The sequence below is a fragment of the Pseudomonas sp. BB438 genome (genome assembly GCF_057180225.1).
This window is the reverse complement of record NZ_CM170001.1, coordinates 2,486,082-2,509,846: the sequence shown is the minus strand read 5'-3', so window position 1 is coordinate 2,509,846 and position 23,765 is coordinate 2,486,082. Positions and strand designations below refer to the sequence as shown.

At 66.5% G+C, this 23,765-nt stretch carries 21 protein-coding genes; 8 read left to right on the top strand and 13 right to left on the bottom strand.

Annotated elements, in window-relative coordinates:
* The first annotated feature begins 89 nt into the window (after positions 1-89).
* From AC1ZV1_RS11745 to AC1ZV1_RS11735, 3 genes are all read left to right on the top strand, one after another.
* On the top strand, positions 90-587 hold the full coding sequence (locus AC1ZV1_RS11745) for a MarR family winged helix-turn-helix transcriptional regulator (RefSeq protein ID WP_484296865.1): 498 nt from the start codon (positions 90-92) through the stop codon (positions 585-587).
* A 274-nt stretch (positions 588-861) separates the two neighbouring features.
* Positions 862-2,274: a GABA permease gene (gene gabP / locus AC1ZV1_RS11740; protein ID WP_484296864.1), complete on the top strand. Its 1,413-nt coding sequence runs from the start codon at positions 862-864 to the stop codon at positions 2,272-2,274.
* 63 nt (positions 2,275-2,337) lie between these two features.
* Complete coding sequence (locus AC1ZV1_RS11735; RefSeq protein ID WP_484297547.1) at positions 2,338-3,342, top strand: GlxA family transcriptional regulator; 1,005 nt, start codon at positions 2,338-2,340, stop codon at positions 3,340-3,342.
* Between the two features lie 192 nt (positions 3,343-3,534).
* Here the strand turns inward: AC1ZV1_RS11735 and AC1ZV1_RS11730 are convergent, their stop codons facing one another.
* Together AC1ZV1_RS11730 and AC1ZV1_RS11725 are read right to left on the bottom strand one after the other, a co-directional pair.
* Positions 3,535-5,229, bottom strand: a complete 1,695-nt coding sequence (locus AC1ZV1_RS11730; protein ID WP_484296863.1) for an amidase — start codon at positions 5,227-5,229, stop codon at positions 3,535-3,537.
* A gap of 449 nt (positions 5,230-5,678) precedes the next feature.
* On the bottom strand, positions 5,679-6,053 hold the full coding sequence (locus tag AC1ZV1_RS11725; protein WP_484296862.1) for a hypothetical protein: 375 nt from the start codon (positions 6,051-6,053) through the stop codon (positions 5,679-5,681).
* A gap of 217 nt (positions 6,054-6,270) precedes the next feature.
* On the opposite strand from AC1ZV1_RS11725, the gene AC1ZV1_RS11720 reads away from it, so the two are divergent.
* Entirely contained in the window at positions 6,271-6,690 is a 420-nt protein-coding gene (locus AC1ZV1_RS11720) for a transcriptional regulator (RefSeq protein WP_484296861.1), read from the top strand.
* Between the two features lie 4 nt (positions 6,691-6,694).
* Here AC1ZV1_RS11720 and AC1ZV1_RS11715 read toward each other — a convergent pair whose 3' ends face one another.
* Complete coding sequence (locus AC1ZV1_RS11715) at positions 6,695-7,195, bottom strand: GNAT family N-acetyltransferase (protein WP_484296860.1); 501 nt, start codon at positions 7,193-7,195, stop codon at positions 6,695-6,697.
* 91 nt (positions 7,196-7,286) lie between these two features.
* Complete coding sequence (locus tag AC1ZV1_RS11710; protein WP_484296859.1) at positions 7,287-7,682, bottom strand: RidA family protein; 396 nt, start codon at positions 7,680-7,682, stop codon at positions 7,287-7,289.
* Between the two features lie 145 nt (positions 7,683-7,827).
* On the opposite strand from AC1ZV1_RS11710, the gene AC1ZV1_RS11705 reads away from it, so the two are divergent.
* Entirely contained in the window at positions 7,828-8,751 is a 924-nt protein-coding gene (locus AC1ZV1_RS11705; protein ID WP_484296858.1) for a LysR family transcriptional regulator, read from the top strand.
* A gap of 42 nt (positions 8,752-8,793) precedes the next feature.
* Here the strand turns inward: AC1ZV1_RS11705 and AC1ZV1_RS11700 are convergent, their stop codons facing one another.
* Positions 8,794-9,486 carry a B3/B4 domain-containing protein gene (locus AC1ZV1_RS11700; RefSeq protein ID WP_484296857.1) on the bottom strand — a complete coding sequence of 231 codons (693 nt, stop codon included), beginning with the start codon at positions 9,484-9,486 and terminating at the stop codon, positions 8,794-8,796.
* A 438-nt stretch (positions 9,487-9,924) separates the two neighbouring features.
* Here AC1ZV1_RS11700 and AC1ZV1_RS11695 point away from each other — a divergent pair, with 438 nt between their 5' ends.
* A complete protein-coding gene (locus tag AC1ZV1_RS11695; protein WP_484296856.1) occupies positions 9,925-10,863 on the top strand; it encodes an MBL fold metallo-hydrolase in 939 nt (312 codons plus the stop codon).
* On the opposite strand, the gene AC1ZV1_RS11690 is transcribed toward AC1ZV1_RS11695, so the two are convergent.
* Complete coding sequence (locus AC1ZV1_RS11690; RefSeq protein ID WP_484296855.1) at positions 10,851-11,750, bottom strand: LysR substrate-binding domain-containing protein; 900 nt, start codon at positions 11,748-11,750, stop codon at positions 10,851-10,853. The genes AC1ZV1_RS11695 and AC1ZV1_RS11690 overlap by 13 nt on opposite strands.
* Before the next feature lie 377 nt (positions 11,751-12,127).
* Here AC1ZV1_RS11690 and AC1ZV1_RS11685 point away from each other — a divergent pair, with 377 nt between their 5' ends.
* The gene (locus tag AC1ZV1_RS11685) at positions 12,128-13,675 is read left to right on the top strand and encodes a nucleobase:cation symporter-2 family protein (protein ID WP_484296854.1); all 1,548 of its coding nucleotides are present in this window, start codon (positions 12,128-12,130) and stop codon (positions 13,673-13,675) included.
* 57 nt (positions 13,676-13,732) lie between these two features.
* Here the strand turns inward: AC1ZV1_RS11685 and AC1ZV1_RS11680 are convergent, their stop codons facing one another.
* Both AC1ZV1_RS11680 and ptrR read right to left on the bottom strand, forming a co-directional pair.
* Positions 13,733-14,644 carry a hypothetical protein gene (locus AC1ZV1_RS11680; protein ID WP_484296853.1) on the bottom strand — a complete coding sequence of 304 codons (912 nt, stop codon included), beginning with the start codon at positions 14,642-14,644 and terminating at the stop codon, positions 13,733-13,735.
* Between the two features lie 192 nt (positions 14,645-14,836).
* Positions 14,837-15,715: a putrescine utilization regulator PtrR gene (gene ptrR, locus AC1ZV1_RS11675; RefSeq protein WP_484296852.1), complete on the bottom strand. Its 879-nt coding sequence runs from the start codon at positions 15,713-15,715 to the stop codon at positions 14,837-14,839.
* 143 nt (positions 15,716-15,858) lie between these two features.
* Here ptrR and AC1ZV1_RS11670 point away from each other — a divergent pair, with 143 nt between their 5' ends.
* Positions 15,859-17,244, top strand: coding sequence for an NAD-dependent succinate-semialdehyde dehydrogenase (locus AC1ZV1_RS11670; RefSeq protein WP_484296851.1), 1,386 nt, complete (start codon positions 15,859-15,861; stop codon positions 17,242-17,244).
* A gap of 133 nt (positions 17,245-17,377) precedes the next feature.
* Here AC1ZV1_RS11670 and AC1ZV1_RS11665 read toward each other — a convergent pair whose 3' ends face one another.
* The 5 genes from AC1ZV1_RS11665 to AC1ZV1_RS11645 all read right to left on the bottom strand — a co-directional run bounded on the left by AC1ZV1_RS11665 (position 17,378) and on the right by AC1ZV1_RS11645 (position 23,568).
* The gene (locus AC1ZV1_RS11665) at positions 17,378-17,905 is read right to left on the bottom strand and encodes a DUF3828 domain-containing protein (RefSeq protein WP_484296850.1); all 528 of its coding nucleotides are present in this window, start codon (positions 17,903-17,905) and stop codon (positions 17,378-17,380) included.
* A 63-nt stretch (positions 17,906-17,968) separates the two neighbouring features.
* Positions 17,969-19,285, bottom strand: a complete 1,317-nt coding sequence (gene qhpG, locus AC1ZV1_RS11660; RefSeq protein ID WP_484296849.1) for a flavin-dependent monooxygenase QhpG — start codon at positions 19,283-19,285, stop codon at positions 17,969-17,971.
* Positions 19,282-19,953: a subtilisin-like serine protease QhpE gene (qhpE, locus tag AC1ZV1_RS11655; RefSeq protein WP_484296848.1), complete on the bottom strand. Its 672-nt coding sequence runs from the start codon at positions 19,951-19,953 to the stop codon at positions 19,282-19,284. The genes qhpG and qhpE overlap by 4 nt, the downstream gene beginning before the upstream one ends.
* A complete protein-coding gene (locus tag AC1ZV1_RS11650) occupies positions 19,943-21,670 on the bottom strand; it encodes an ABC transporter ATP-binding protein (protein WP_484296847.1) in 1,728 nt (575 codons plus the stop codon). Before AC1ZV1_RS11650 ends, qhpE begins: the two co-directional genes overlap by 11 nt.
* Positions 21,670-23,568: a sigma-54-dependent Fis family transcriptional regulator gene (locus AC1ZV1_RS11645; RefSeq protein ID WP_484296846.1), complete on the bottom strand. Its 1,899-nt coding sequence runs from the start codon at positions 23,566-23,568 to the stop codon at positions 21,670-21,672. The genes AC1ZV1_RS11650 and AC1ZV1_RS11645 overlap by 1 nt, the downstream gene beginning before the upstream one ends.
* Positions 23,569-23,765 lie beyond the last annotated feature (197 nt).

Below are 23,765 nucleotides of genomic sequence, written 5' to 3'. Positions count from 1 at the left end.
AGCGCTTGATCAGAAAAGCAGCGCAGGCGAATATCTCTACATCAAGACAAATTCAATGTATCTCGACATCAAGATAAAAAGGAAGCCCCATGGACAGAGCCGCATTTGCCGTCGAGCAATGGCACCAGCAACTGCCCGAGCTGGAAACCGACGGCATGCTCCTGCTCGGCCGCCTCGGTGAAGCGGCGCAAGTGATCGCCCGCGACCACCTCAACCCGCTGTTCGCCGAGTACGGCCTGCAACCGGGCGAGTTCGACGTGCTCGCCACCCTGCGCCGCAGCGGCCCGCCCTTCCGCCTTACGCCCACCGTGCTCTACGAGGCGGCGATGATCTCTTCCGGCAGCATGACCAACCGCCTCGACCGTCTGGAAAAACAGGGCCTGGTCGAGCGCATGGCCAATCCCGAGGACGGCCGCGGCTCGCTCGTCGGCCTCAGCGATGCCGGTCTCTCGCTGATCGACCAGGCCGTTGGCGCCCATGTCGACAACCAGCGCCAGGTGCTCTCCGGGCTGAGCGCCGCCGAGCAGAAGAAGCTCTGTGCCCTGCTGGAAAAACTCCTCGCCAGCCTGCCCGAAACCAGTCGCTGAGCGGCCTCCTTGCGGCGCTTTGGCGCCCAGGAACCATCGTCGCAGAGCGGCTCTTGGCCACCATTCGGCCGGCTGGCGATGTCGTTTTTGATCATGCCCATGGCGATTTCGAGCAACTCGCCGCCCCCTCACTGCCTTAGCTTGAGCCCCGCGTGAAGCGCATTGCCGCCACGCGGACTCCCCGGCCCTCACTTCAGGAGCCACGGCGGCGGGGAAGCTGCACCCGGCCACGCGCCACCGCGCCCGATATAACAATTTCAATAAAGGCCGACAGATGACTGCTCCCAGTGCAAAAGGCGCCAATGGCGATCTGGTGCAGGGCTTCAAGCCCCGCCACGTAACCATGCTTTCCATCGCGGGAATCATCGGCGCAGGCTTGTTCGTGGGCTCCGGTCACGCGATTGCCGCCGCCGGCCCATCCGCCATCGTCGCCTACGCCCTCTCCGGGCTGCTGGTGGTGCTGGTGATGCGCATGCTCGGCGAGATGGCCGTGGCCAGCCCCGATACCGGCTCCTTCTCCGCCTACGCCGACCAGGCCATCGGCCGCTGGGCCGGCTTCACCATCGGCTGGCTGTACTGGTGGTTCTGGGTGCTGGTGATCCCCATCGAAGCCATCGCTGCCGGGGTCATCCTCAACAACTGGTTCCCGCAGGTCGAGACCTGGGTGTTCGCCCTGTCGATGACGCTGCTGCTGACCATCACCAACCTGTTCAGCGTCGCCAAGTACGGCGAGTTCGAGTTCTGGTTCGCCATGCTCAAGGTGGTGGCCATCGTCGCCTTCATCGGCCTCGGCGCGGCCGCGCTGTTCGGCCTGCTGCCCGGGCGCGAGGCCAGCGGCCTGAGCAAGCTGGTGCACGAGCACGGCGGCTTCATGCCCAATGGCTGGACGGCCATCTTCAGCGCGCTGATCACCACCCTCTTCAGCTTCATCGGCACCGAAGCGGTGACCATTGCCGCCGCCGAATCCAGCGACCCCAGCCGCAACATCGCCAAGGCCACGCGCTCGGTGATCTGGCGCATCAGCGTGTTCTACCTGCTGTCGATCCTGGTGATCATCTCGGTGGTGCCGTGGAACGACCCGCGACTGGTGGAAATCGGTTCCTACCAGCGTGCGCTGGAGCTGCTGAACATTCCCAACGCACAGCTGCTGATGGACCTGGTGGTGCTGGTCGCCGTCGCCAGTTGCCTGAACTCCTCGGTGTACATCGCCTCGCGGATGATCTACTCGCTGAGCCGCCGCCACGACGCACCGGCCTTCATCCAGCGCACCTCGGCGGCCGGCGTGCCACGCGCGGCAGTGATCGCCAGTACGCTGATCGGCATGTTCACCACGCTGCTCAACTTCTTCGCACCGGGACGGCTGTTCGACTTCCTGCTGGCCAGCTCCGGCTCCATCGCCCTGCTCGTCTACCTCGCTATCGCCGTGTCGCAACTGCGCATGCGCGGCATCCTGCGCCGGCGCAACCATGAGCTGGTGTTCCGCATGTGGCTGTTCCCCTGGCTGACCTGGCTGGTGATCGGGATCATCAGCTTCATCCTGGTGGTGATGTTCATCATGCCGACGCACCGCATCGAGGTGAGCTCGACCCTGGCGCTGACGGTGATCATCATCCTGCTCAGCCAGACCAGCCGGCGCACATCCCCCCACGCCCCGGCAGCCCTCGGCCGCCGCGCCGTGCGCGGCTGAGCCGGTCGCCAACCCACGCAGACGAGGTGCCGATTGGTCGAACGCCGCCAGTTCAGTGGTGCCATGCAGGGCCGCAACCTGCGCTACCTCGACGGACACTCCCGGGAGCCCAGCCGCCTTGCGCGGGTGGGCTTCCTGCTGCTCGAACACTTCTCCCTGCCCGCCTTCACCCAGGCACTGGATACGCTGGTCACCGCCAACCTGATCCGTGCGCAGACCTTCGCCACCAAGACCTTCAGCCTCGACGGCGCGTCCGTCACCAGCGACCTCGGTCTGGTGATCTGCCCCGGCGCCACGCTGACCACGGCATCGCTCACGGCGCTGGACCTGCTGGTAGTCTGCGGCGGCCTGCGCACGCAGCTGCGCGCGCCGCCTGAGCTGACGCGCCTGCTGCAGAGCGCCGCCGACAGGCACATCGCCCTTGCCGGTCTGTGGAACGGCGCGTGGTTTCTCGGCCAGGCCGGTCTGCTGGACGGCTACCGCTGCGCCATCCACCCGGAAAACCGTGCCGCGCTGTCGGAGATCGCGCGACACAGCGAGGTCACCAGCGAGAGCTACCAGGCCGACCGTGACCGCCTCACCGCTGCGAGCCCCACCGGTGCCTTCAACCTGGTGCTGGAATGGATCAATGCGCGCCACGGGCGCGAACTGGTGGACGCCATCGTCGACATCCTCGCTTTCGAGGAGTCGCGCTTCCGCCGCACCCGACCGGCCTTGCACGAGAAGCTCAGCGAGCCGCTGCGCGAGGCGATCAACCTGATGAGCGCGAACATCGAGGAACCGCTGAGCCAGGACCAGCTGTCGAGCTACGTCGGGCGCTCCAAGCGGCAGATCGAACGGCTGTTCCAGGAGCAGTTGGGCACCACGCCGGTGCGCTATTACCTGGAGCTACGCATCACCGAAAGCCGCCGCCTGCTGCAGCACTCCAGCCTGCCGATGTACGAGGTGGGGCTGGCTTGCGGCTTCGTCTCGCCCAGCCATTTCAGCAAGTGCTACACGTCCTTCTACGGTTACTCGCCGTCCAAGGAAGCGCGCTTTGGTTGCGTGAAAGCCCAACGTACCCAGTAGGACGAGCGGACGCCTGATCCATGCCGACGATCCACCCGGCTGGGCACGCGGTTCGACAGCCCGCCAGGTCGCAGGAAATACCGCCATCAACCTGGCGCAGCGCCCCGTGGACGCGATCAACGGTATGGCCTGCTCCTACAGCCAGCCATAAAAAAACCGCGCCATGGGCGCGGTTTTTCAGCCTGCTGCCGTTCAGGCCAGCGGCGGTGTGCTCGGCGGCACCAGGCGCTTGGAACCGGTGGCTTCGAAGGCCGCGGCGAAGCGCAGCAGCGCGGAGTCATCGTAGGCGCGACCGGCGAAGGTCAGGCCCACCGGCATGCCGATGTCGGCCATCACGCCCATCGGCACGGTGACGGTCGGCACGCCCAGGTGACGGATCGCCAGGTTGCCGTTGGCCACCCAGATACCGTTGCTCCAGGCGATGTCGGCCGATTCCGGATTCACGTCGGCGTCCGCCGGGCCGACGTCGGCCACGGTGGGGAACAGCACGGCGTCCAGCTTCAGGCCGTCCATCCAGTCTTCCAGGTCCAGCTTGCGGGTCTTTTCCAGACCGCGCAGGCCGTCCGGCAGGGTTTCGATCTGGTCCCAGGTCTTCAGGCCGCGCTTGGCCATGTTGACGTACTCGTCCATGCCGGCGACCAGGTCGTCCTCACGGTTCGGCAGGGTGCCGGGGTCGTGCGGGAAGATCTTCGGACCGTCGGCGTCGGCCAGCGTGTTCAGCTTGGGATCGCCGTTGGCACGGAGGAAATCGTCGAACGCCCAGCCGGAGAGTTCCCACAGCTCATCGTGGAGGAATTCCGGCGAAACGATGCCGCGGTTGAACACGGTCGGTGCGCCAGGACGGTCGCCCTCGCAGTTGGAGACCAGCGGGAAGTCCACTTCGACGACTTCGGCGCCGGCGGCTTCAAGGGCCTTGCGGGCCTGTTCCCAGAGGTCGATGACCGACGCGCGGGTGTTGATGCGCTGGCCGGTCGGGCCGCCGATGCCGGGCTTCTCGCTGGTGCCGGCCAGTTCGTCCTTGTTGATGTACATGCGCGGCACGCCCAGGCGCTTGCCCTTCAGGGCTTCAGGGCCTGCGGCGAGGTCCAGGTAGGACGCCGGGCGCACTTCGCTCACGGCGGGGATCGGCACCCACGGCTGCAGGCGCCACAGATCGCCGCGCTTGTCAGCGTCTTCGGCCACGACCACGTCGAGCACTTCCAGCAAGTCGGCCATGGTGCGCGCGTAGGGCACGACCACGTCCATGGTCGGGGTCAGCGGCCAGTTGCCGCGCACCGAAATGACCCCACGGGACGGGGTGTAGGCGCACAGCCCGTTGTTCGAAGCCGGGCCACGACCGCTGGACCAGGTCTCTTCCGCCAGGCCGAAGGCCGAGAAGCTCGCGGCGGTCGCCGTGCCGGCACCGTTGGAGGAGCCGGAAGCGAAGGGCGCGGTGAGGAACTTGCGGTTGTACGGGCTCTCCGCCCGGCCATACACACCGCGCTGCATGCCACCGTTGGCCATGGGCGGCATGTTGGTCTTGCCCAGGCAGATGGCACCGCCGGCGCGCAGGCGCTCGACAGTGAACGCATCGCGGTAGGCGACCAGGTCCTTGAAGGCCGGGCTGCCGGAGGCGGCGGTCAGGCCCTTCACCAGGTAGCTGTCCTTGGCGGTGTAGGGAATGCCGTCCAGTGGGCCGAGGGTCTCGCCACGGGCGCGGCGGGCATCGGAGGCTTCGGCTTCCTTCAGGGCCTCGGGATTGCGCACGACCACGGCGTTGAGCTTGGTCGGGCCATCGTAGGCGTCGATGCGCGCGAGGTAGGCCTTGACCAGCTCGACCGCGGTGGTGCGGCCCGACTCCAGGGCGTCACGCAGCTGCGCAATGGAAACTTCGGTTACCTCGATCATGCTTTCACCGTCGGCTGAAGGTTGGTGGGAAGGGGCAGGTCTGCGTCGCGACGGACCCAGACGGCGCAAGTCGGAAAATGCGTGTTCATCTCGATTCTCTTGTACTTCTGTTACGCGACGGGAGTGAGTGTACCGTCGGCCGGCGGCCTCGTTCAGCGCCCGGCGGACAAGCCGGATGCGCATCATTGGGCAACGAAAGGCGAATACAGCCGCCAGGGCGCACACACTGGCATGCCCGATCAGAATACACAACAGTCGTAAATTAAAAAAAACGCCCACCGAGCGGGGACTCGGCGGGCGATATATGAGCGCTGGGGGAGCGCCCCTGGAGAGTGAATCAGCGCAAGCCCGATGGCAGACACTGACGCAGGCCTTTCGCCGCCTGCCGGCGCTGGGCGGGTCGCTGGGGGGAGCGACCCGCTCGAAGACGTATCAACCTCGCAGGATCATCAACTGTGCTGCGCGCACTGGTAGGCGGCGTCCAGCAACTCGCCCTTGTCCTGCCAGGCGCTGCGCTGGTAGGCGCTGAAGTGGTTGCCACCGGCGATCGGCGTCACCTGGACGATGCCGCGGGCCTGCAATGGATCCGCACTGCCGATCAGCAGTTGGCGGGTAGTGCCGCTGTCGCTGACGAACGTGGCCGTACCGGGGGTGAGCCTGCCATCGACGCAACTCAGGTACGCACTGCCGTCCTGCGCGGTGGCGCCGCCAAGGCTGTCCCAGCTCAGTCGGGATTCCGAGGTCGCCGCGCAGCCGGTCAGGCTGGCCACGGCCAGCAGCAGCGGCCAAAGGGCAATTCGGGCGTTCAGGTGCGGCGTGTTCATCGATTCTGTCCCTTGCTCGGTTCAACCAGCTCGTGGGACCGATAGTCGGCCGCGGCCGTCCCGCGCACCACTCGATTGCATCGATAGTGACTCTCGACGCCATCGATGGTGGCGCCTCTCCGGGGTGGCAAACCGCTGCGCAGGAAGTTCGAACCCTCCTCGCTCAGGCCGGTCGCACATCAGGAAGGCCCTGCAATGTTGAACCGGAGGACATGCCATGAGCTACGACTGGGACCTGATCGAACGCCTGCTGCTGCGTGCACAGGATTGCGCCGACGAACCCTACAAGGCCCGCGAATGCGGGGAGGAAGTGGCCGAGCAGCACCGCTTGCAGGGCGAGCCGGTCGAGGGAAGCGTCGACCACCTGAAGAAAGTTGCCGGTGACCTCGAAGGCGACCTGTTCGCCAACGGCTACATCCAGGAGCGCCCGCGCGAGCATGGCGGCACCGGCAACAACTTCGAGCTGACCGAGCGTGGCACCGAACTGCTCACGCTGATCAGTCGCAGCTTCCCGGACCACCTGGTGTTCCGTCAGCTGCTGGACGAACAGGGCGAGGCCGCGCTGCTGCCGGAAACCTTCGACCTGCTGGCCGAACGCGCCACCCGCGACCGGGTGAACGACCGGCCGGAGCGTTGAGCGATCAGGCGGCAGGCAACTCCATGACCATCTCGTGCCACGCCATGCCGCCATGGTCGGACGCCGAGGGCTGCACGTAGCGGTACCCGAAGTGCTCGTAGAGCGGCACATGGCGGTCCTTGCACATCAGATGGAGGGTGCGCTTGCCCAGGCCGGCCATGCGCTCGATGAAGGTGCGCATCAGCAGCGACGAGTAGCCCTTGCCCTGCTGCGCCGGATCGATCACTACCGACATGATCACCACGTTGGGCGCTGCCGCGTCATGGCCGATGAGCTCCTTGAACGCCTCGTCGGACATCACCACCTCGACCGCGCAGCCGCTGTTGATGAAGCCGATGATCCGGCCGCCCAGCTCCATGATCAGGAAACCTTCCGGGTACTGCGCGATGCGCGTGGCGATCTTCTCGCGGGTGGCCGCTTCGTCGCCTTCATAGGCAGCGGTTTCGATCTCGAAGCAGCGGTCGGTGTCGGCGGGAGTAGCGGTGCGGAAAGTCGGGGCAGTCATGGGAATTCCTGGCAGAGCAAAACAGGACGGCATGGTAAAGAAACCCGGCCGCCCCGTCTCGCCGCCCTGCCCTGCGGCTCAGTGCCAGGATTCACTGCGGCGGCAGGCGCGCGATCACCTTGATCTCGAAATCGAAGCCGTACAGCCAGGTCACCCCCACCGCCGTCACCGTCGGATAGGGAGCGGCGCCCCAATAGTCGGCGGCGACCTGCCAGGCGTGCTCGAAATTCGCCTGGGGATCGACCATGAAGAGGGTCACATCCATCACGTCTTCGAAGCTGCAGCCGGCGGCGGCGAGGATTGCGTTGAGGTTGTCGAAGGCCCGGCGCACCTGGGCCTCGAGGCCGGGTTCAGGCGAACCATCCTCGCGACTGCCAACCTGGCCGGAGACGAACAGCAGGCCGTTGCTGCGGATGGCCGGGGAATAGCGGTTGCGTTCATAAAGGGCCTGGCGGCCAGCGGGGAATACCACGTCACGAGTCGTCATCTGCTTGCTCCACCGAAGGGTTTCAACGATGAAGGCAGGTTACGGTGCGTGGCGACGGCGATCATCGGGCAACACGGGTCAGGATTGTTTGTAGAATCCAAATAATCAAACCTGGATCCCCCTGTACAATCCCGTCGGAGTCCCCATGGACCGTTTCGATGCGATGCAAGCCTTCGCCCGCGTGGTGGAAACCGGCAGCTTCACCAAGGCCGCCAATACTCTGCACATGAGCCGCACCAGCGTCACCCAACTGATCCAGCAACTCGAAGCGCGGCTGCGCGTGCGCCTGCTCAACCGCACCACGCGAAAGCTGAACCTTACCGCGGATGGCGCTGCATACTACGAGCGCGTGGTGCGCCTGCTGGCGGATATGGATGACGCCGAGACCAGCCTATCCAGCGCTGCCGCCGTGCCGCGCGGACGCTTGCGGGTGGACGTGCCCAGCCCACTGGCACGCCTGCTGATGATTCCCGCCCTACCCGAGTTCCACGAACGCTATCCGGACATCCAGATCGACCTGGGCGTGAGCGACCGCATGGTCGACCTGATCGACGAGAACGTCGACTGTGTGGTGCGCGGCGGCGAACTCACCGACCTGTCGCTGATGGCTCGCCGGGTCGCCGAACTGCCACTGGGCGTGTTCGCCGCGCCCGCCTACTTGCAGCGCGTCGGAGTGCCAAAGCATCCACACGATCTGGAGAACAGTCAGCAACGCATCGTCGGCTACCTCTGGGCGCGCACCGGCAAGCCGCTGGTCTACGCCCTGCACAAGAACGGCGAGACCGTGCAGGTCCAGGGCTGTCCGGTGCTGACGGTGGACGATGGCAACGCCTACCTCGCCGCCGGCATCGCCGGCATGGGCGTACTCTGGTTGCCGCGCTACATGGCGTTGGACGCCCTGGAGCGCGGCGAGCTGGTGGAACTGTTCGGCGACTGGAGTATGGAGCCTATGCCGCTGTACCTGGCCTTCCCGCCCAATCGCCACGTCAGCGCCAAGCTGCGGGTGTTCATCGACTGGGTTGTCGAGCTGATGGCGCGGCATGCGCCGGTGGCCGGAGCCTCTCTGTAATCGAGGCTTGGCCAGGCGCCAGACAACAGCGACGCGCCTTGCTCAAGCGCCCGGCCCGACCAGCAACGTCTGCACGCTGGCGCCGGGCATCATCTCCACCAGGCCGGCCACCAGTCGCCCGCCCGCCTCATGCAATGCGTCCAGCGGCATTTCCGGCAGGCTTTCCAGAATGAACCACATACGTTGCGCCTCGGCGTCCAGGCGGGTGCGCACGCCCTGTCGCCAGTTCCAGCGTCGGCAGGTGACGCCCTTGTCGTCGCGCCAGATGACCTCGCCGGCATCGGGCGACTCACGGGCCGGCGCGCCATCCTTCATGGTGTCGAAGGTTTCGTTGCCGTCGGCGATCACCAGGCGCGGCGTGCCAACGTAGGCGGCGAGGTTTTCTCCGCCCACCGGAATGGCGAACTGCACGCTGATGGCGTTGTACAGGTCCACCACCGGATCGATGCTCGGCAGGCTGCCGTCACGCAGCGCCCTCTTGCGCAGCGCCTCCGCCGAACAGGGCGTGCGCTGGGGCTTGGCACCGAAGCGGCGGAACACCTCGGCCCAGGCCGCCAGGTGCGCATCGGCCCAGGCCGGCTCGCTCGCCTGGAGTGCCGCGCAGGCCCGCTGCAGGGCCTGCTTCGCCACTTCCGGATGGAGGATCGGCGCCGCTTCCAGGGTGATGCTCAGGGCACGAAAGCCGGGGGCAATGGCGGCGATGGCGGGATCGATGTGAGGCGTGACGGACTGCATGGCGATTTCCTTGGTGTACGGCGAAACAGGGTGATTCGAACGCTCGGGTTGCCCGCTTCAGCGGCGGACGAAATTGCGCTTGTGGTAGTCGCCCCAGGCGACGGAAAGGGTTTTCAGCACACCCAGCAGGGCGGTCCATCTGGACGTCATTGGAATAGCTCCGGAATCGGTGGAAAGGGGCACGAACAGCGCGCCCGACCCGCACAGTTCTACCGGCATGGCGGCATCGCTGCCATGAAATCCCCGAATGAATAATTAGCCCTGCTTATGCAGAACCACGAATATCAGCATCGCTAATCCCGCCAGGCTTTAGCTGAACTGAACTGTCGGACCGCAAAATTCGTGCATTGAAGTGCGCTCTCGCCAGCGTTGAGATGGGCCGGCGGACAATCCGCCGCCAACGCCCACCGACAACAACGAGAAAGAGGTTCGCGCCCCATGCGCATGCTGATCCAGGCCCTGGCCCTGTCTTCCACCACCCTCCTCGGCGCACCGTTCGCCGCCACCGCCGCCGAGGCGCCCATGGCGGATGCCCCCAAGGCTGATGCTTTCAAGGTCGAGAGTCCGGCCTTCGTGGTGCACAAGCTGACCGACTTCCTCTACGCCATCGGCGAGCCGAACTACTACCAGAAGAACTACTCGTACCTGCTGGTGGGCGCGACCCAGGCACTGATGTTCGACTCGGGCGCCAACCAGAAGGACGACATCACCCTGGTCGCCCGCCAGATCACCGATAAACCGCTCTCGGTGCTGCCTTCCCACCTGCACTTCGACCACCTGGGCGGGCTGCACAACTTCCAGAGCATCTACCTGGTGGATACGCCCTTCACCGCGAAATTCCGCCGCGCCGATGGCCTCTACCACGTCCCCGAGCCGGTCTACCTGGGCAACATCGACCACATGAACCTGCCGCCCTTCAAGGTCTCACGCCTGGTGAAGCCCGGCGAGGTGATCGACCTCGGCGGCCTGAAGTTGCGCCTGCTGAGCGTGCCCGGCCATACCCCGGATGAAGTCGCGCTGTTTGATGAGGCGCACAACATCCTGCTCTCCGGCGACCACCTCTACCCGTCCTGGCTGCTGGCGGGCAACCTCAAGGACTACGTCGCCTCGCTGGACGCCACGCTGAAGGTGATCAACCCGCAGACCACCCTTTATGGCGCCCACGCCGACGAGGACCCCGCCAGGGTGCCGGCCATGACCTACGCCGACGTCGTGGCGGTCCGCGACAAGATGCAGCAGATACAGGCCGGACGCGCCAAGGGCGAAGCCTTCAGCGACCCGGAACTGATCAGGAGCTCGGAGCTGTACAAGGTGGAGAAGGACATCAGCATCCTCACCGACATCCAGTTCACCGATGGACGCGGTTACGGGTACTGAACCGGCTCGCCTATCGACAGCAACCACTCGATGAACGCCCGGACCTCCGGGCGTTCGCGCTTCGCCTCGGGGCAGACCACGTAGTAGTTGTGCACCGCCGCCACCGAGATCGGCAGCGGGCGCACCAGGCGGCCTTCGTCGAGATCGCGGGCAGAGACGGTCTCATCGCTGAGCGCCACGCCGAACCCGTCGCGCGCCGCCTGCAGGACCATGCCGAAATCCTCGAAATGGATGTCTTCGGCGCCGCCGCGATTGTGGCCAGCCTCGGCCAGCCATTGCTGCCACTGGCTGCCGTCGTCCTCGTGCAGCAGCCGGTGCCGCGCCAGGTCGGCAACCTCGTGGATAGCCTGTGGCCCGCGCAGGTATTGCGGGCTGCACACCGGCGTCATGCGGATGCCATGCAGCAAGCGCCACCAGACACCCGGCCACGGCGGCGTACCGTAGATCACCGCCACGTCGGCGCGGCGCCAGTCCACCTGCGGCATGCCCGGCGCGGTGATCACGCTGACCCGCACCGAGCGCGATTCCTCCATGAAGCGCAGCAGCGGCCGGGTCAGCCACTCCACGCCTTCGGCCGGCGGAATCGACAGGCAGATTTCCACCCTTTCCGCTTCCAGCCGGACGCCCGCCTGCAACGCCTGGACGGCATCGGTGATCTCACCGATGGCGCTGGCCACGCGCTTCTGCAACGCACGCCCACCGGCGGTCAGCACCAGTTGGCGGCCGCGCTTCTCGAACAGCTCGACGCCCAGGCTGGCCTGCAGCGCCTTGACCTGCTGGCTGACCGCCCCGGTGGTGACGTGCAACTCGACAGCGGCCGCCGCCAGGCTGCCCAGGCGGGCCACGCTTTCGAACACCCTGAAACTGTGCAGCGGCGGGAGGGCCATGTTTTCTGACGTCCGGCAAGAACCAAGGCGGACGGTTATAGCAGGACCAGCCTTCGTCGGGGAGAACGGCGGCAACCCACGCCGCTGGCCCGCAATTTGCGATGACCTGTGCACAGGCGGCGGCAAAGAACCTTTCAAAGCTTTGCATGCAGCCAACTGGTGCTTTTGGATTCAAAGATGCACACATTTTGTGCAATACGCTGCGAGTCAGGATTTCATGCATAACGCCGATTGCAGAGCCATTTCATCGAACAAAACACTTAACCAACCGGTCAGATTACGGACCATCGGACGCGAAAATGTATACAAACCAGTGGATATTTCCCACAGACTTTGTCTACAGTGGCCGCACAACAAAAACAAGCGAGTCCTCAGCCATGAATGATCGTTCAGCTGTAGCGTCCGCCGGAGCACGCCCGGAAGACGAGAACCTCGGAATCGGCGCCAACCTGGCGTACGGCCTGCAACACGTTCTGACCATGTACGGCGGTATCGTCGCCGTGCCCCTGATCCTCGGCCAGGCGGCCGGGCTCTCCGGAAGCGAGATCGGCCTGCTGATCGCCGCATCGCTCTTCGCCGGTGGCCTCGCCACCCTGCTGCAGACCCTCGGCATTCCCTTCTTCGGCTCGCAGATGCCGCTGGTACAGGGCGTCTCCTTCGCCGGTGTCGCCACCATGATCGCCATCCTTGGCGGCGGCTATGAGGGCGGCGGCCTGAACGCCGTGCTCGGCGCAGTCATGGCGGCCTCGTTCATCGGCCTCCTGATCACGCCGGTGTTCTCGCGCATCACCAAGTTCTTCCCCCCGCTGGTCACCGGCATCGTCATTACCACCATCGGCCTCACGCTGATGCCGGTAGCGGCGCGCTGGGCCATGGGCGGCAACCCCAAGGCGCCGGAGTTCGGCAGCATGGCCAACATCGGCCTGGCCGCCCTGACCCTGGTGATCGTCCTGCTGCTGAGCAAGCTGGGCAGCGCGTCCATCTCGCGCCTGTCGATCCTGCTGGCCATGGTGATCGGCACCCTGATCGCCGCCGCCCTGGGCATGACCGACTTCTCCCGCGTGGCCGAGGGCCCGATGGTGGCCTTCCCGGCGATCTTCCACTTCGGCCTGCCGACCTTCCACGTCGCTGCGATCCTCTCGATGCTGATCGTCATCATGGTGACCCTGGTGGAAACCTCGGCGGACATTCTCGCCGTCGGTGAAATCATCGGCACCAAGGTCGACTCCAAGCGCCTGGGCAACGGCCTGCGCGCGGACATGGCGTCGAGCATCCTGGCGCCGATCTTCGGCTCCTTCACCCAGAGCGCCTTCGCCCAGAACGTCGGCCTGGTCGCCGTGACCGGCGTGAAGAGCCGCTACGTGGTAGCCACCGGCGGCCTGATCCTGGTGACCCTCGGTCTGCTGCCGGTCATGGGCCGGGTGATCGCCGCGGTGCCCTCTTCCGTGCTCGGTGGCGCCGGCGTGGTGCTGTTCGGCACCGTGGCGGCCAGCGGCATCCGCACCCTGTCCAAGGTGGACTACCGCAACAACATGAACCTGATCATCGTCGCCACCTCCATCGGCTTCGGCATGATCCCGATCGCCGCCCCCAGCTTCTACGAGCACTTCCCCAGCTGGTTCGCCACCATCTTCCACTCGGGCATCAGCTCGGCGGCGATCATGGCCATCGGCCTCAACCTGCTGTTCAACCACTTCAAGGCCGGCAACTCGGACCAGCAGTCGGTGTTCGCGGCCGCCGAGGAACGCACCCTGCGCTACCGCGATATCGCCGCGCTGAACGAGGGTGACTACTTCCAGAACGGCAAGCTGTATGACGCCGAGGGCAACGAGGTACCGGTGATCGTCGATGAGCACGAGCATGACGAACACCCGGCGCCAGCGACTCGATCGCTCAAGCGCGAGACAGTGAACAGCAGCGCCTGACGCACAGCCAGGCCCCACGGAAAAGGCCCCTCGCGGGGCCTTTTTCATACCTGCCAATCAGTGCAGCGAGGCCACCGCGGCGTCTTCCTCCGCCGAGGCCACCACCATCGCTACCGGCCCGGCCTGCACCGGCTCGGGCGGAGCACTCACCTCCAGCATCAGCGATGCGGAAGGTCCGCCGCCCGGGGGCGGATTGACCACCACGATCGCCAGGCGGCCGGCCGCGGAGACATCCTCGGGCAACAAATGGAAAGCCAGGCGCGAGCTGTCGGACAGCGAGGTTTCGCGCTCCGCGCCGTTGACCTGGACCCGCGCACCACGGCTGAACCCCTTGCCGCGCAGGGTGACATACAGCGACTGCGCATCGAGGACTGGCGGCTGCGCGTCGGTGATGACCGCCATGGGGTTTTCCAGCGGATCCTTGCGCCGGGCGTCGCCGGCTGGATGGCGGGTGCGGAACAGGGCATCGAGGATTTCGGCGAACTTGTCGGTGCCTTGCTTGGACGCCATCCCCACCAGACCGGACATCGCCAGCAGCCCGTAGAGATTGACGCTGGCCGAGTCGCTGGCGGCGCTCATCGTCAGCAACAGCGCGCGAACGATCAGGTAGAGCGTCAACGCCAGCACCATGCCGATGCACGGCTTGAGCAGGTACCACCAGATCCAGCTGGCCATGAAGCGGTCATTGCCGACGAAGTCACCGAAGGATTTCGCCACATGGACGAAACTGCCCAGCGCACCGGCGGCCATGACCATCACCAGCAGCCGCGCATCCGGCCCCGGACACCAGCCGGCCAGGCATTGCACGCCCGGATCACCGAGCGCGCCGGCGGGTGGGAACTTCGGATAGAACTGCGGCCACAGGCTGACCAGGGCGACCGCAAGGGTCAGGGCGAGGAGCATCAGCCCCGCCCCCATCAGGGTGATCTGCAACGCATTGGCGCGTCGTCTCTTGCTGCGTGTCTCCATCATGCGCTCCGGGCAGAAGGCCAGCGGGGAAAACGCCCTGCCGCGAAGGGTGTTTCCCGCCTTCGCACGACGGACAGAGAGACTCACGTTAGCGCAGCGCAAGGCCGCTGCAAGAGCGGCTGGTGATTTTTTAACCGCCGTCTCGCCAGCGTTACGTAACACCGACGACACAGCGCTCGCCAAGGCCCGTTCTCAGGCCACTTCAGCCTCGGCAAGCGGCGCGTCCAGTAGTCCGATAAATGCCCGCAGCGCCGGCGTATCGGTGCCGCGCCGCCAGAACAGCCAGGTCGTCGCGTCGGCATGCTGCGGCGCCAGGCGGTGGATGGCCACGTTGCGTCCGCCAGCCAGGCTGTCGAACATCGCCCGCGGGATGATCGCCACGCCGCCGCCGGCCGCGATGCAGGCGAGCATGCCGTGGTAGGACTCCATTTCCATGATCTTGCCCGGCACCACGCGGTGCTCGGCAAACCAGCCTTCCAGGCGCTTGCGGTAGGAGCAGGTATCGCGGAAGGCGAACACTGTCTCCCCCGCCACGTCGCGTGCGTCATGCACCGGTGCATGGTGCTTGGCGCTCATCAGCACCAGTTCCTCGCGGTACACCGGCTTGCCGTCCAGCTGCGGGTGATTGGCCGGGCCGTCGGCGAAGGCGGCGATGAAGCGACCGGAGAGTACCCCGTCGATCATCTCGCCCGAGGGGCCGGTGGAGAGGTCCAGTTGCACCTTCGGGCACTGCTGGTGGTAGCGCGCGAGCATCTCCGGGATACGCACCGCCGCCGTGCTCTCCATCGAGCCCAGGGAGAAACCGCCGTGGGGCTCCGCGCCTACCGCCACCTGCCTGGCCTCGTCCACCAGATCGAGGATGCGTTCGACGTACTCGAGAAAGCTGCGACCGGTCGGCGACAGACGGAGGCGCAGTTTTTCGCGGATGAACAGCTCGGTGCCCAGCTCCGCTTCCAGCTGCTTGATTCGCGTGGTCAGGTTCGACGGCACGCGATGCAGACGGGCCGCGGCGGCGGTGATGCTGCCCTCGTTGGCAACGGCGCGGACGATTTCCAGCTGGGTAAGGTCCATGATTCTCTCCGAGAGAAAGAGTCTTTCTTGATTATTCATTTTACATGAATGGTTGCGCATCTTAATTTCTGCGCCATCCCGGAGCCACTACGCCCGGACGAACGACCGGCCTTGCGCCTTCCATAGAACCAGCAGGACTCACCATGAACCAGATCGCCGCCCTCCCCGCTGCCATCTCCCGCAGCCCCGCCACCGGCCAGGAACTGGCCCGCTACACCTTCGAAGACGCCGCCCAGCTGGAAACCTCGCTGGCCCGCACCGATGCCGCGTTCCGCCAATGGCGCGACACCAGCATTGCCGAACGTGTCGCCGTGCTGCGCAAGATGGCCGAGGTCCTGCGTGCCAACGTCGAGCCGATGGCGCGGATGGAAGCCCAGGAAATGGGCATGCCGGTCACCCAGGCCCGTGGCGAGATCAACAAGTGCGCCAACCTCTGCGAGTGGTACGCCGACAACGGCCCGGCCATGCTCGAAGACGAGAAGACCAGTATCGAAGGCGCGTACATCTCCTACCTGCCGCTGGGCCCGGTCCTGGCCGTGATGCCGTGGAACTTCCCCACCTGGCAGGTCATGCGTGGCGCGGTGAGCATCATCCTGGGCGGCAACACCTACGTGCTCAAGCACGCGCCGAACGTCATGGGCTGCGCCTACCAGCTGCGCGACGCCTGGCTGCAGGCCGGCCTGCCGGAAGGCGTGTTCGAGGTGCTGAACGTCGAGCCGCCGCTGGTCTCCAAGGCCATCGCCGATGACCGCATCGCCTCCATCGCCGTGACCGGCAGTGTCGGTGCGGGCGCCGCCATCGCCTCCCAGGCCGGTGCCGCGCTGAAGAAGTGCGTGCTGGAGCTGGGCGGTTCCGACGCCTTCATCGTGCTCGCCGACGCCGACCTCGACGCCGCCGTGAAAGCCGCCGTCGCCAGCCGCTTCGGCAATTGCGGCCAGGTCTGCATCGCCGCCAAGCGCATGATCCTTGAAGAGTCCATCGCCCCGGCCTTCACCGAGAAGCTGCTGGCCGCCGTCAAGGCACTGAAGATCGGCGACCCGCTGGCGGACGACACCTTCGTCGGCCCGATGGCCCGCTTCGACCTGCGCGACGAACTGGACGGCCAGGTTCAGCAAGCCATCGCCGACGGCGCCACCCTGCTGCTGGGCGGCCACAAGCTCGAAGGCGAAGGCAACTACTACGCGCCGACCGTGCTGGCCGACGTGAAGCCGGGCAACACCGCGTTCAAGAAGGAAATCTTCGGCCCGGTCGCCTCGCTGATCGTCGCCCGTGACGCCGAGCATGCCCTGGAGCTGGCCAACGACAGCGAGTTCGGCCTCTCCGGCGCCATCTGGACCGCCGACAAAGCCCAAGCCCAGCAGATGGCCCGTCGCCTGGTCAGCGGTGGCGTGTTCATCAACGGCTTCTCCGCCTCCGATCCCCGCGTACCGATCGGCGGCGTGAAGAAGAGCGGCTTCGGTCGCGAGCTGTCGCACTTCGGCCTGCGCGAGTTCACCAACCCGCAGACCGTGTGGATCGACCGCAAGTAAGTCGAGCCACAAAAAAGGCCCCGTCGAGGGGCCTTTTTTATTGCGTGCGCGGCAGAACGTTCGCATCGGTGCATCAACTGTAGGAGCGGGCCATGCCCGCGATCGCGCGCATGGCGCGCTCCTACAATGTACGTCAGGGCTTGCCCGCGCCCTTCTTCAGCTGAAGGAGCTCCCGCGTGCTATGCCGCAGGTTCTCGGCCAGGCTGCCCTGCTCGTTGAAGCAGTCCTCGACGAGCCAGCCACCAGCCGTGCGATGGAGCAGCAGGCCGAGGTCGCGGTCTTCCCCCGTCAGCGCATCCTTGAGCACCACCCGCGCCTTGATGCGCTCGTCGTCCACCGGGGCGAACTCCAGCGACTTCACCTTGATATCGCCCCAGTCCTGGCAATCGCACAGCGGGTCGCCACCCAGGTAGCCCAGCTCACCATCGGCGGCGTCCTGGTCGGCTTTCATCAGAGCAAGCAAGGAAGCGTCGAAGACGTCCGTCTCCTTCAGCTTGCCGTTGGGCACGCCAGGGCCGTCGGGCGTGTAGCTGGCGTAGATCTGTCGCAGGAAGCGCTCCGCACTGGCGGCATCGGCCAGCGACGTCGAAGCCGCGAGCGAAGTATCGAAAAGCGTCAGCAGGATCAGCGACAGGGCGAAAGCGGATCGCAGGAAGGCCATGGGATTCTCCATTGGGCAGCCGTCCATCATCGCCCAGCACAGCCTCGAAAATCCGTGATGTGGTTAAAGCTGCGGCCGATAGCCCTGGGACAGCAGCCAGCCCTGGAAGGCCCGGCGGCGCTCCGGCGGCAGGTCCGCCAGCACCTGCGCTTCAGGCTCCGCGCGCAGCCGCCGCAGCCACGGTGCCAGCTCCAGCCCGTCGAGGTGCCAGATACCCAGCGGCTGGTCGGCGCTGACCACCACCTCTGCCTCGTCGACAAACTCGCCCTTCAGTACCGGGGCGCGCTCGATGCGCAGGCTGGCGAAGTCGGCCGCCACGTGGCTCGGCTGCTCGTCCGGCCAGGTGCGACGGGCCTGCCAGAACGGCAACTCGCTCCACTGCGTTTCACTGGCGTAGAAATCACGGCCGACACGGGCAAAGCGCAGGAACAGCTGCTCGACCCGCTGCTGATGGAAGCGCCTGGCCAGTTCCGCCCGCTGCGGCGCACGCAGCAGCGTGTTGATCACCAGCGGCGCCTGCAGCGCCGAAGACAGCGACTGGAAGATGCCATTGCCGGACAGCGGGTCCACCGCCATCGCCGCATCGCCCACGCGAATCCAGTTATCACCGCAGGCTTCCAGGCAGAGGATCGCCGTGCTGCTGCGCGCGTGCAGGTCCAGCGCGCGCTCCTCGGCGTCACCGAAGCATTGCCGGACCAGCGTCGATGCGTTGCGGCGCTCGCGGCAGTAGTCCAGCAGTTGCTCACGCGGCGGCAGGTGGCTGCTCGCAACGTCCAGGGTGAGTTGCCAGTAGCAGCGTCCATCCTCCAGCCGCGCCATCCACGCCCAGCCGTCGGGCAGGCTTTCCACCGCCGTCGCCAGCGGACCGGGCTCGCCCTGCCAGCGGTTGAGCAGGCTGAGGGTTTCCGGGCCGCGCCGGGCCTTGCTGCCCTTCTGGCTCAGCGGCGCCTGGCGGCCGCGGGCTTCCACCAGAAAGGCACCCTGCACGTCCCGACCGCCCTCGAGCTTCACCCGCCAGCCGGCACCGTCTTCCGCCACTGCCAGCACCTGGGCTTCGATCAGCTCGACGCCGGCCTGTTTCAGATCCTCGCGCAGCCCCGCATCGAAGCGCGGGCGGTCGAGGACGCACTCTATGTTCTGTGCGCTTTCCACGCCGTTCCACTGCACGCGCCGTTGCGACGGCGGCGCTGCGCAGTCCAGTGCGTGCTTCAGGCCGGCATTGCGCAGGCCTTCCAGCACGCGCTGGGAAACACCTTCGACGGCGGCGAAGCGACGCCATTCGCTGATCACGGTGACCGGGTGGCCCAGGCGGCGCAGGCCGAGGGCGACGGCAGCTCCGGCCGGGCCGGCACCGAGGATCAGGATGGGCTGGTCGTTCACAACCCCACCTTCCGCTCAATTCCCAGAAACGCCGCCCGCTCACGCATCACCCCGATGAGCTGCACGTTCGACATCTCCGGCCGCTCAACCAGCAACGCCGCCAGATGCCCACTGAAGGCCGCGCAGCCCAGGCTCGCACCGGAGCGCCCGCCCACCGTCACCGCCGCCCCGAAGTCGGCCTGCGGGCTGTCCAGCCAGGACCACTCGCCTTCGCTACAGCGCGCATCACCCGTCACCCGGATCACCCCCGCATAGCTCGCCGGAAACACCGGCTCACCTCGCGCCGGGCTGGATGCGCAGACCAGCACACCAGCCTCGATCAGTTCCGCCACGGCCTCGCGCAGGATCGGCCGATCCTGGCGCACGCCCAGGCTCAGGTTGATCACCCGCACGCCCTGCTCGCCCAGCCAGTGCAGCGCGGCGGCGATTTGCAACGGGCTGGTCACACCGCGCTCATCGAAGACCTGGGCAACGCACAGGCGAGCCTCCGGCGCCCGGCAAAGAATGGCTTCGCAGACCACGCTGCCGTGACCCAGTCGATCAGCCGACAGTGGCAGTTGATCCAGTCCATCACCGGCGAGACAAAAGCGCTGGCCGCTGATGACCGACGCGGCCTGCTCCTCCGAGTACCCGCTGTCGATCACACCGATCAGCAGCTCAGGCCTCATGACGCTGCACCGGCTGGGCCTCGCGCACACGCATCTGCCCATCCTGCAATTCGAGGTGCAGGTCGGCGGCCGCCAGGGTCGAAGTACGGTGGCTGATCAGCAGGCGCGTACGCCCGGCGAACAGCTGGTCGATGGCCGCGATCACCTCGCGCTCGGTGCTCTCGTCCACCTGCGACGTAGCCTCGTCCAGTACCAGGATCAACGGGTCCTGCAACAGCGCACGGGCGATGGCGATGCGCTGTTTCTGGCCTCCGGACAACTGCTGGCCGCGCTCGCCCAGCGGGCTGTCGATACCCTCCGGCAGGCTGGCGATCAGGCTGTCGAGCTGCGCCGCGCGGGCGGCCTTCTCGATGGCCTCGCGGCTCGATTCGGGTGCGCTATAGGCCAGGTTGTCGGCGAGACTGCCGCGGAACAGCACGATGTCCTGGCTGACCACTGCCACGCGCCGGCGCAGGGCGTGCAGGTCGAGTTCGCGCAGGTCCACGCCATCCAGCAGGATGCTGCCCTGGTCCGGGTCGTAGAAGCGTTGCAGCAGATCGATCAGGGTGCTCTTGCCGACGCCGGAGGGGCCGCTCAGCGCGACCTTGAGGCCGGCGGGAATCACCGCCTGCACAGCCTGCAGGACCGGCTGCACACGGCCCGGCCAGGCGTAGTGCAGGTTCTCCAGGCGCAGCTCGCCCACTGACGGCATCGGCCGGGGTACGACGGGCGAAACGATGGTCGCCTCCTCACCGCGCAACTCCATCACCCGGCCGAGGCTGACGGTCATGCGCTGCAGTGCCACATAGAGGCCAAGCAGGCTCTGCACCGGCCCGATGGCCATGCCCAGATACGTGGAAAAGGCGATCAGCGAGCCCAACTGCCAGGTGCCCTGCACCACCCAGTAACCGCCGACCAGGAAGGCGCAGGCGCGGGACAGTGACATCAGCGTGCCGGGCACGGCCTGGGTGAAGAACTCGGTCAGCTGCAGGCGCAGCAACTGGCCCAGATAGCCCTGCCCCAACCCTTCCAGGCGCCCGGATTCGCGAGTCTGCTGGCCAGCGGACTGGATGAACTTCATCGCTGGCAGCGTCTCGACGAAGAATGACGAGAGGTCCGCCGAGCGCTCGCGCAAACCGCGCGCCTCACGCTCCACCTTACGCCGCATCCAGCGCAGCCAGAGCACGTCCAGCGGGATCAGCAGTGCCGCCAGCAGCGAGAGTTTCCACGACAGGGTGAGCAACAGCACCAGCGCGCCGACCAGGCCGATCACGCTGGAAACCGCGGAGAACAGCGAGTCCACGGCAAACCGCTGGATCTCGGCAACGTCGCCGTCGAGCCGGGACATCAGGTCGCCGATGCGACGGCGGCCGAAGAAGCTCGGCGACAGGGTCTGCAAGTGGCGGTACAACGCGTCGCGCAGGGAAAACAGGATGCGCCCGGACAGGCGCGTATGCAGGTAGCGGTTCAGGCCGGACAACGCCGTGCCCACCAACCCGACGACGATCATCGCGCCGGCCACCATCACCAGCACCGGGAAGTCTTTCGCCAGCAGGCCGTCATCGATCAGCGTCTTGGTCAGCCACGGCTGCGCGAGCACCAGCAGCGAGGCGCAGAACGACAACCCCAGCAGGCCGGCGATCGCCGCCTTGTGCGGGCGCACGAAGCCGTAGAGCCAGCGCAGCGAGGCCTTGAGCGCCTGCGGGTCGTCGCTCTCGATCAGGCGGGTGAAGAACATCAGCCCACCTTGAGTTGCTTGAGCTTGCGGTACAGCGTGGCGCGGCTGATACCCAGCGCGTCGGCGGCGGCGGAGACGTTGCCCTGGTGGCGCTCCAGCGCCTGGCGGATCAGCTCCAGCTCGTTCTCGCGGATGCTGCCGCTCTGCGGGCGGTCACCCGAGGCGAGTTCATCCAGCGTGCTGTCGGGCAGGTGGTCGAGGTTCAGTTCCTCCTCGCCCTCCTCGCGCATGGCCAGCGCGGTGCGCAGGACCATCTCCAGCTGGCGGATGTTGCCCGGCCAGTGGTACTCGCTCAGCAGACCGAGCAATTCGGTGGAGAGCTTCACCTTCGGCGCGCCCAGGCGAGCCAGCAGGCCAGCGGCAAGCTCGGCGAGGTCGTCGCGCTCGCGCAGCGCCGGCAGCTTCACGCTGATGCCGTTGACGCGGTAGTAGAGGTCTTCGCGGAAGTGTTTTTCTTCCACCAGGCGCTTGAGGTCGCGGTGGGTGGCGCAGATCAGCGCGACGTCGATGTCCTGCTCCTCGCCGGCGCCCAGCGGCGCCACCTTGCGCTCCTGCAGCACACGCAACAGGCGCGCCTGCAGGGCCAGCGGCATGTCGCCGATCTCGTCGAGGAACAACGTGCCACCGTGGGCCTGTTGCAGCCGACCGACCATGCCGCCGCGGCGCGAGCCGGTGAAGGCGCCGTCGCGGTAGCCGAACAGTTCGGACTCGATCAGACCTTCGGGAATCGCCGCGCAGTTCACCGCAACGAAGGGTTTGTCGCTGCGTGCGCTGGCCTGGTGCAGGGCACGGGCCACTACTTCCTTGCCGCTGCCGGTTTCGCCCAGCAATAGCACTGGCAGTTCATTCACCAGTCCCTGGCGCGCCATGCGCAGGGCACGGGCGTAGCGCGGGTGATTGCCGGCAAGGGCTTCGAGTTCGGGACCGGACGCCGGGCGCGGCGCGCGGGCGCTGACCGGCACCGCGTGGCTGCGCAGCGGCGCCTGCAAGGTCTTGTAGAACAGCTCGCCCTTGGGCGTCTGCAGGCTGCCGACGCCGCCCTGGTAGAGGCGGCCGAGCAACTGGTCGCCGCGCAGGCCGAGGAAGTCTTCGCTACGCCGGCCCACCAGGCTTTCGCGGTGGGCGCCGAGCAGTTGGCAGGCTTGGCCGCTGACGGCCAGCACCTTGCCGTCCAGTCCCAGTGCCAGCAGGCCTTGCCAGGCGGAGTCCAGGTACTGGCGGCGGTAATGGAAGGCGATCACCACCTGCCCCGGATGGCTGACGGCGAACAGCCGCGCCTCGATCTGGAACACCGCGAGGCTGAGCAGCGAGAGACTTTCGCGCGGGCCGGAGAGCGGCCCTTCGCGAGTCATGTCGAGCACGCCGAGCAGCGTGCCCTGCGGTCCTTCGATGGGCACCGAGGTACAGGAGAAGCGACTCAGGCGGTCGAGAAAGTGTTCGCCGCAGTCGATCTGCGTGGCGCGCTTTTCCACCAGCGCGGTGCCCAGGGCATTGGTGCCGCGGGAGGCTTCGCTCCAGCAGGCGCCCTGCACGATGTCGGCCAGGCCCTTGCTCTGCATACGCTCGCGGGCGCCCTCGACAGACAGGATGGTGGCGTCGGCGTTGGCCAGGATGATCACGCCATCGTGGCCCTGGCGCTGTTGCAGGTAATCGAGTTCGGGGGCGGCGGCGTCGAGCAGCAGGCGATTGCCGGCCAGCAGCACATCAGGTTTGACCCGCGTGTCGAGTCCGTGCTCGGTGCCACTGGCGCAGTCGAGGCCGTGGCCGAGGCTGCGTCGCCAGGAGGCGTCGATTTCCTCGCGGAGCACGCCGCTGGGGACTTCGCCTTCCTGTTGCAGGCGTTCACGGGCCAGGTGGGCTTCGCGCAGCAGGTCACTGCTTATTGTTCTTGTCGTCATGCATCGCTCCGGTAGGTTCCGCGCCCTCTTTGAGGGCACGGAACTCGCAGGCTGGTCAGGGCTGTGTACACCCGCAGGCAGCGTCAGTAAAGGGGAAGCCCTTAGTAGGAAGGTTCATCGCGATCGCAACGCAATTCCCGCGCCAGCGAACCCTCCCGCGCCGCCTCCAAGTTGTATTGACAGTGACTCAAGGCAGG

Bases quoted from the DNA above. Each gene is read 5' to 3' on its own strand.
- AC1ZV1_RS11725 (WP_484296862.1), bottom strand. From the start codon at position 6,053: ATGAACACGCCGCACCTGAACGCCCGAATTGCCCTTTGGCCGCTGCTG.
- gabP (WP_484296864.1), top strand. From the start codon at position 862: ATGACTGCTCCCAGTGCAAAAGGCGCCAATGGCGATCTGGTGCAGGGC.
- AC1ZV1_RS11645 (WP_484296846.1), bottom strand. From the start codon at position 23,568: ATGACGACAAGAACAATAAGCAGTGACCTGCTGCGCGAAGCCCACCTG.
- AC1ZV1_RS11680 (WP_484296853.1), bottom strand. From the start codon at position 14,644: ATGGAGACACGCAGCAAGAGACGACGCGCCAATGCGTTGCAGATCACC.
- AC1ZV1_RS11695 (WP_484296856.1), top strand. From the start codon at position 9,925: ATGCGCATGCTGATCCAGGCCCTGGCCCTGTCTTCCACCACCCTCCTC.
- AC1ZV1_RS11690 (WP_484296855.1), bottom strand. From the start codon at position 11,750: ATGGCCCTCCCGCCGCTGCACAGTTTCAGGGTGTTCGAAAGCGTGGCC.
- AC1ZV1_RS11720 (WP_484296861.1), top strand. From the start codon at position 6,271: ATGAGCTACGACTGGGACCTGATCGAACGCCTGCTGCTGCGTGCACAG.
- AC1ZV1_RS11730 (WP_484296863.1), bottom strand. From the start codon at position 5,229: ATGATCGAGGTAACCGAAGTTTCCATTGCGCAGCTGCGTGACGCCCTG.
- ptrR (WP_484296852.1), bottom strand. From the start codon at position 15,715: ATGGACCTTACCCAGCTGGAAATCGTCCGCGCCGTTGCCAACGAGGGC.
- AC1ZV1_RS11670 (WP_484296851.1), top strand. From the start codon at position 15,859: ATGAACCAGATCGCCGCCCTCCCCGCTGCCATCTCCCGCAGCCCCGCC.
- AC1ZV1_RS11650 (WP_484296847.1), bottom strand. From the start codon at position 21,670: ATGTTCTTCACCCGCCTGATCGAGAGCGACGACCCGCAGGCGCTCAAG.
- AC1ZV1_RS11700 (WP_484296857.1), bottom strand. From the start codon at position 9,486: ATGCAGTCCGTCACGCCTCACATCGATCCCGCCATCGCCGCCATTGCC.
- AC1ZV1_RS11735 (WP_484297547.1), top strand. From the start codon at position 2,338: ATGCAGGGCCGCAACCTGCGCTACCTCGACGGACACTCCCGGGAGCCC.
- AC1ZV1_RS11715 (WP_484296860.1), bottom strand. From the start codon at position 7,195: ATGACTGCCCCGACTTTCCGCACCGCTACTCCCGCCGACACCGACCGC.
- qhpE (WP_484296848.1), bottom strand. From the start codon at position 19,953: ATGAGGCCTGAGCTGCTGATCGGTGTGATCGACAGCGGGTACTCGGAG.
- AC1ZV1_RS11705 (WP_484296858.1), top strand. From the start codon at position 7,828: ATGGACCGTTTCGATGCGATGCAAGCCTTCGCCCGCGTGGTGGAAACC.
- AC1ZV1_RS11745 (WP_484296865.1), top strand. From the start codon at position 90: ATGGACAGAGCCGCATTTGCCGTCGAGCAATGGCACCAGCAACTGCCC.
- AC1ZV1_RS11665 (WP_484296850.1), bottom strand. From the start codon at position 17,905: ATGGCCTTCCTGCGATCCGCTTTCGCCCTGTCGCTGATCCTGCTGACG.
- AC1ZV1_RS11710 (WP_484296859.1), bottom strand. From the start codon at position 7,682: ATGACGACTCGTGACGTGGTATTCCCCGCTGGCCGCCAGGCCCTTTAT.
- AC1ZV1_RS11685 (WP_484296854.1), top strand. From the start codon at position 12,128: ATGAATGATCGTTCAGCTGTAGCGTCCGCCGGAGCACGCCCGGAAGAC.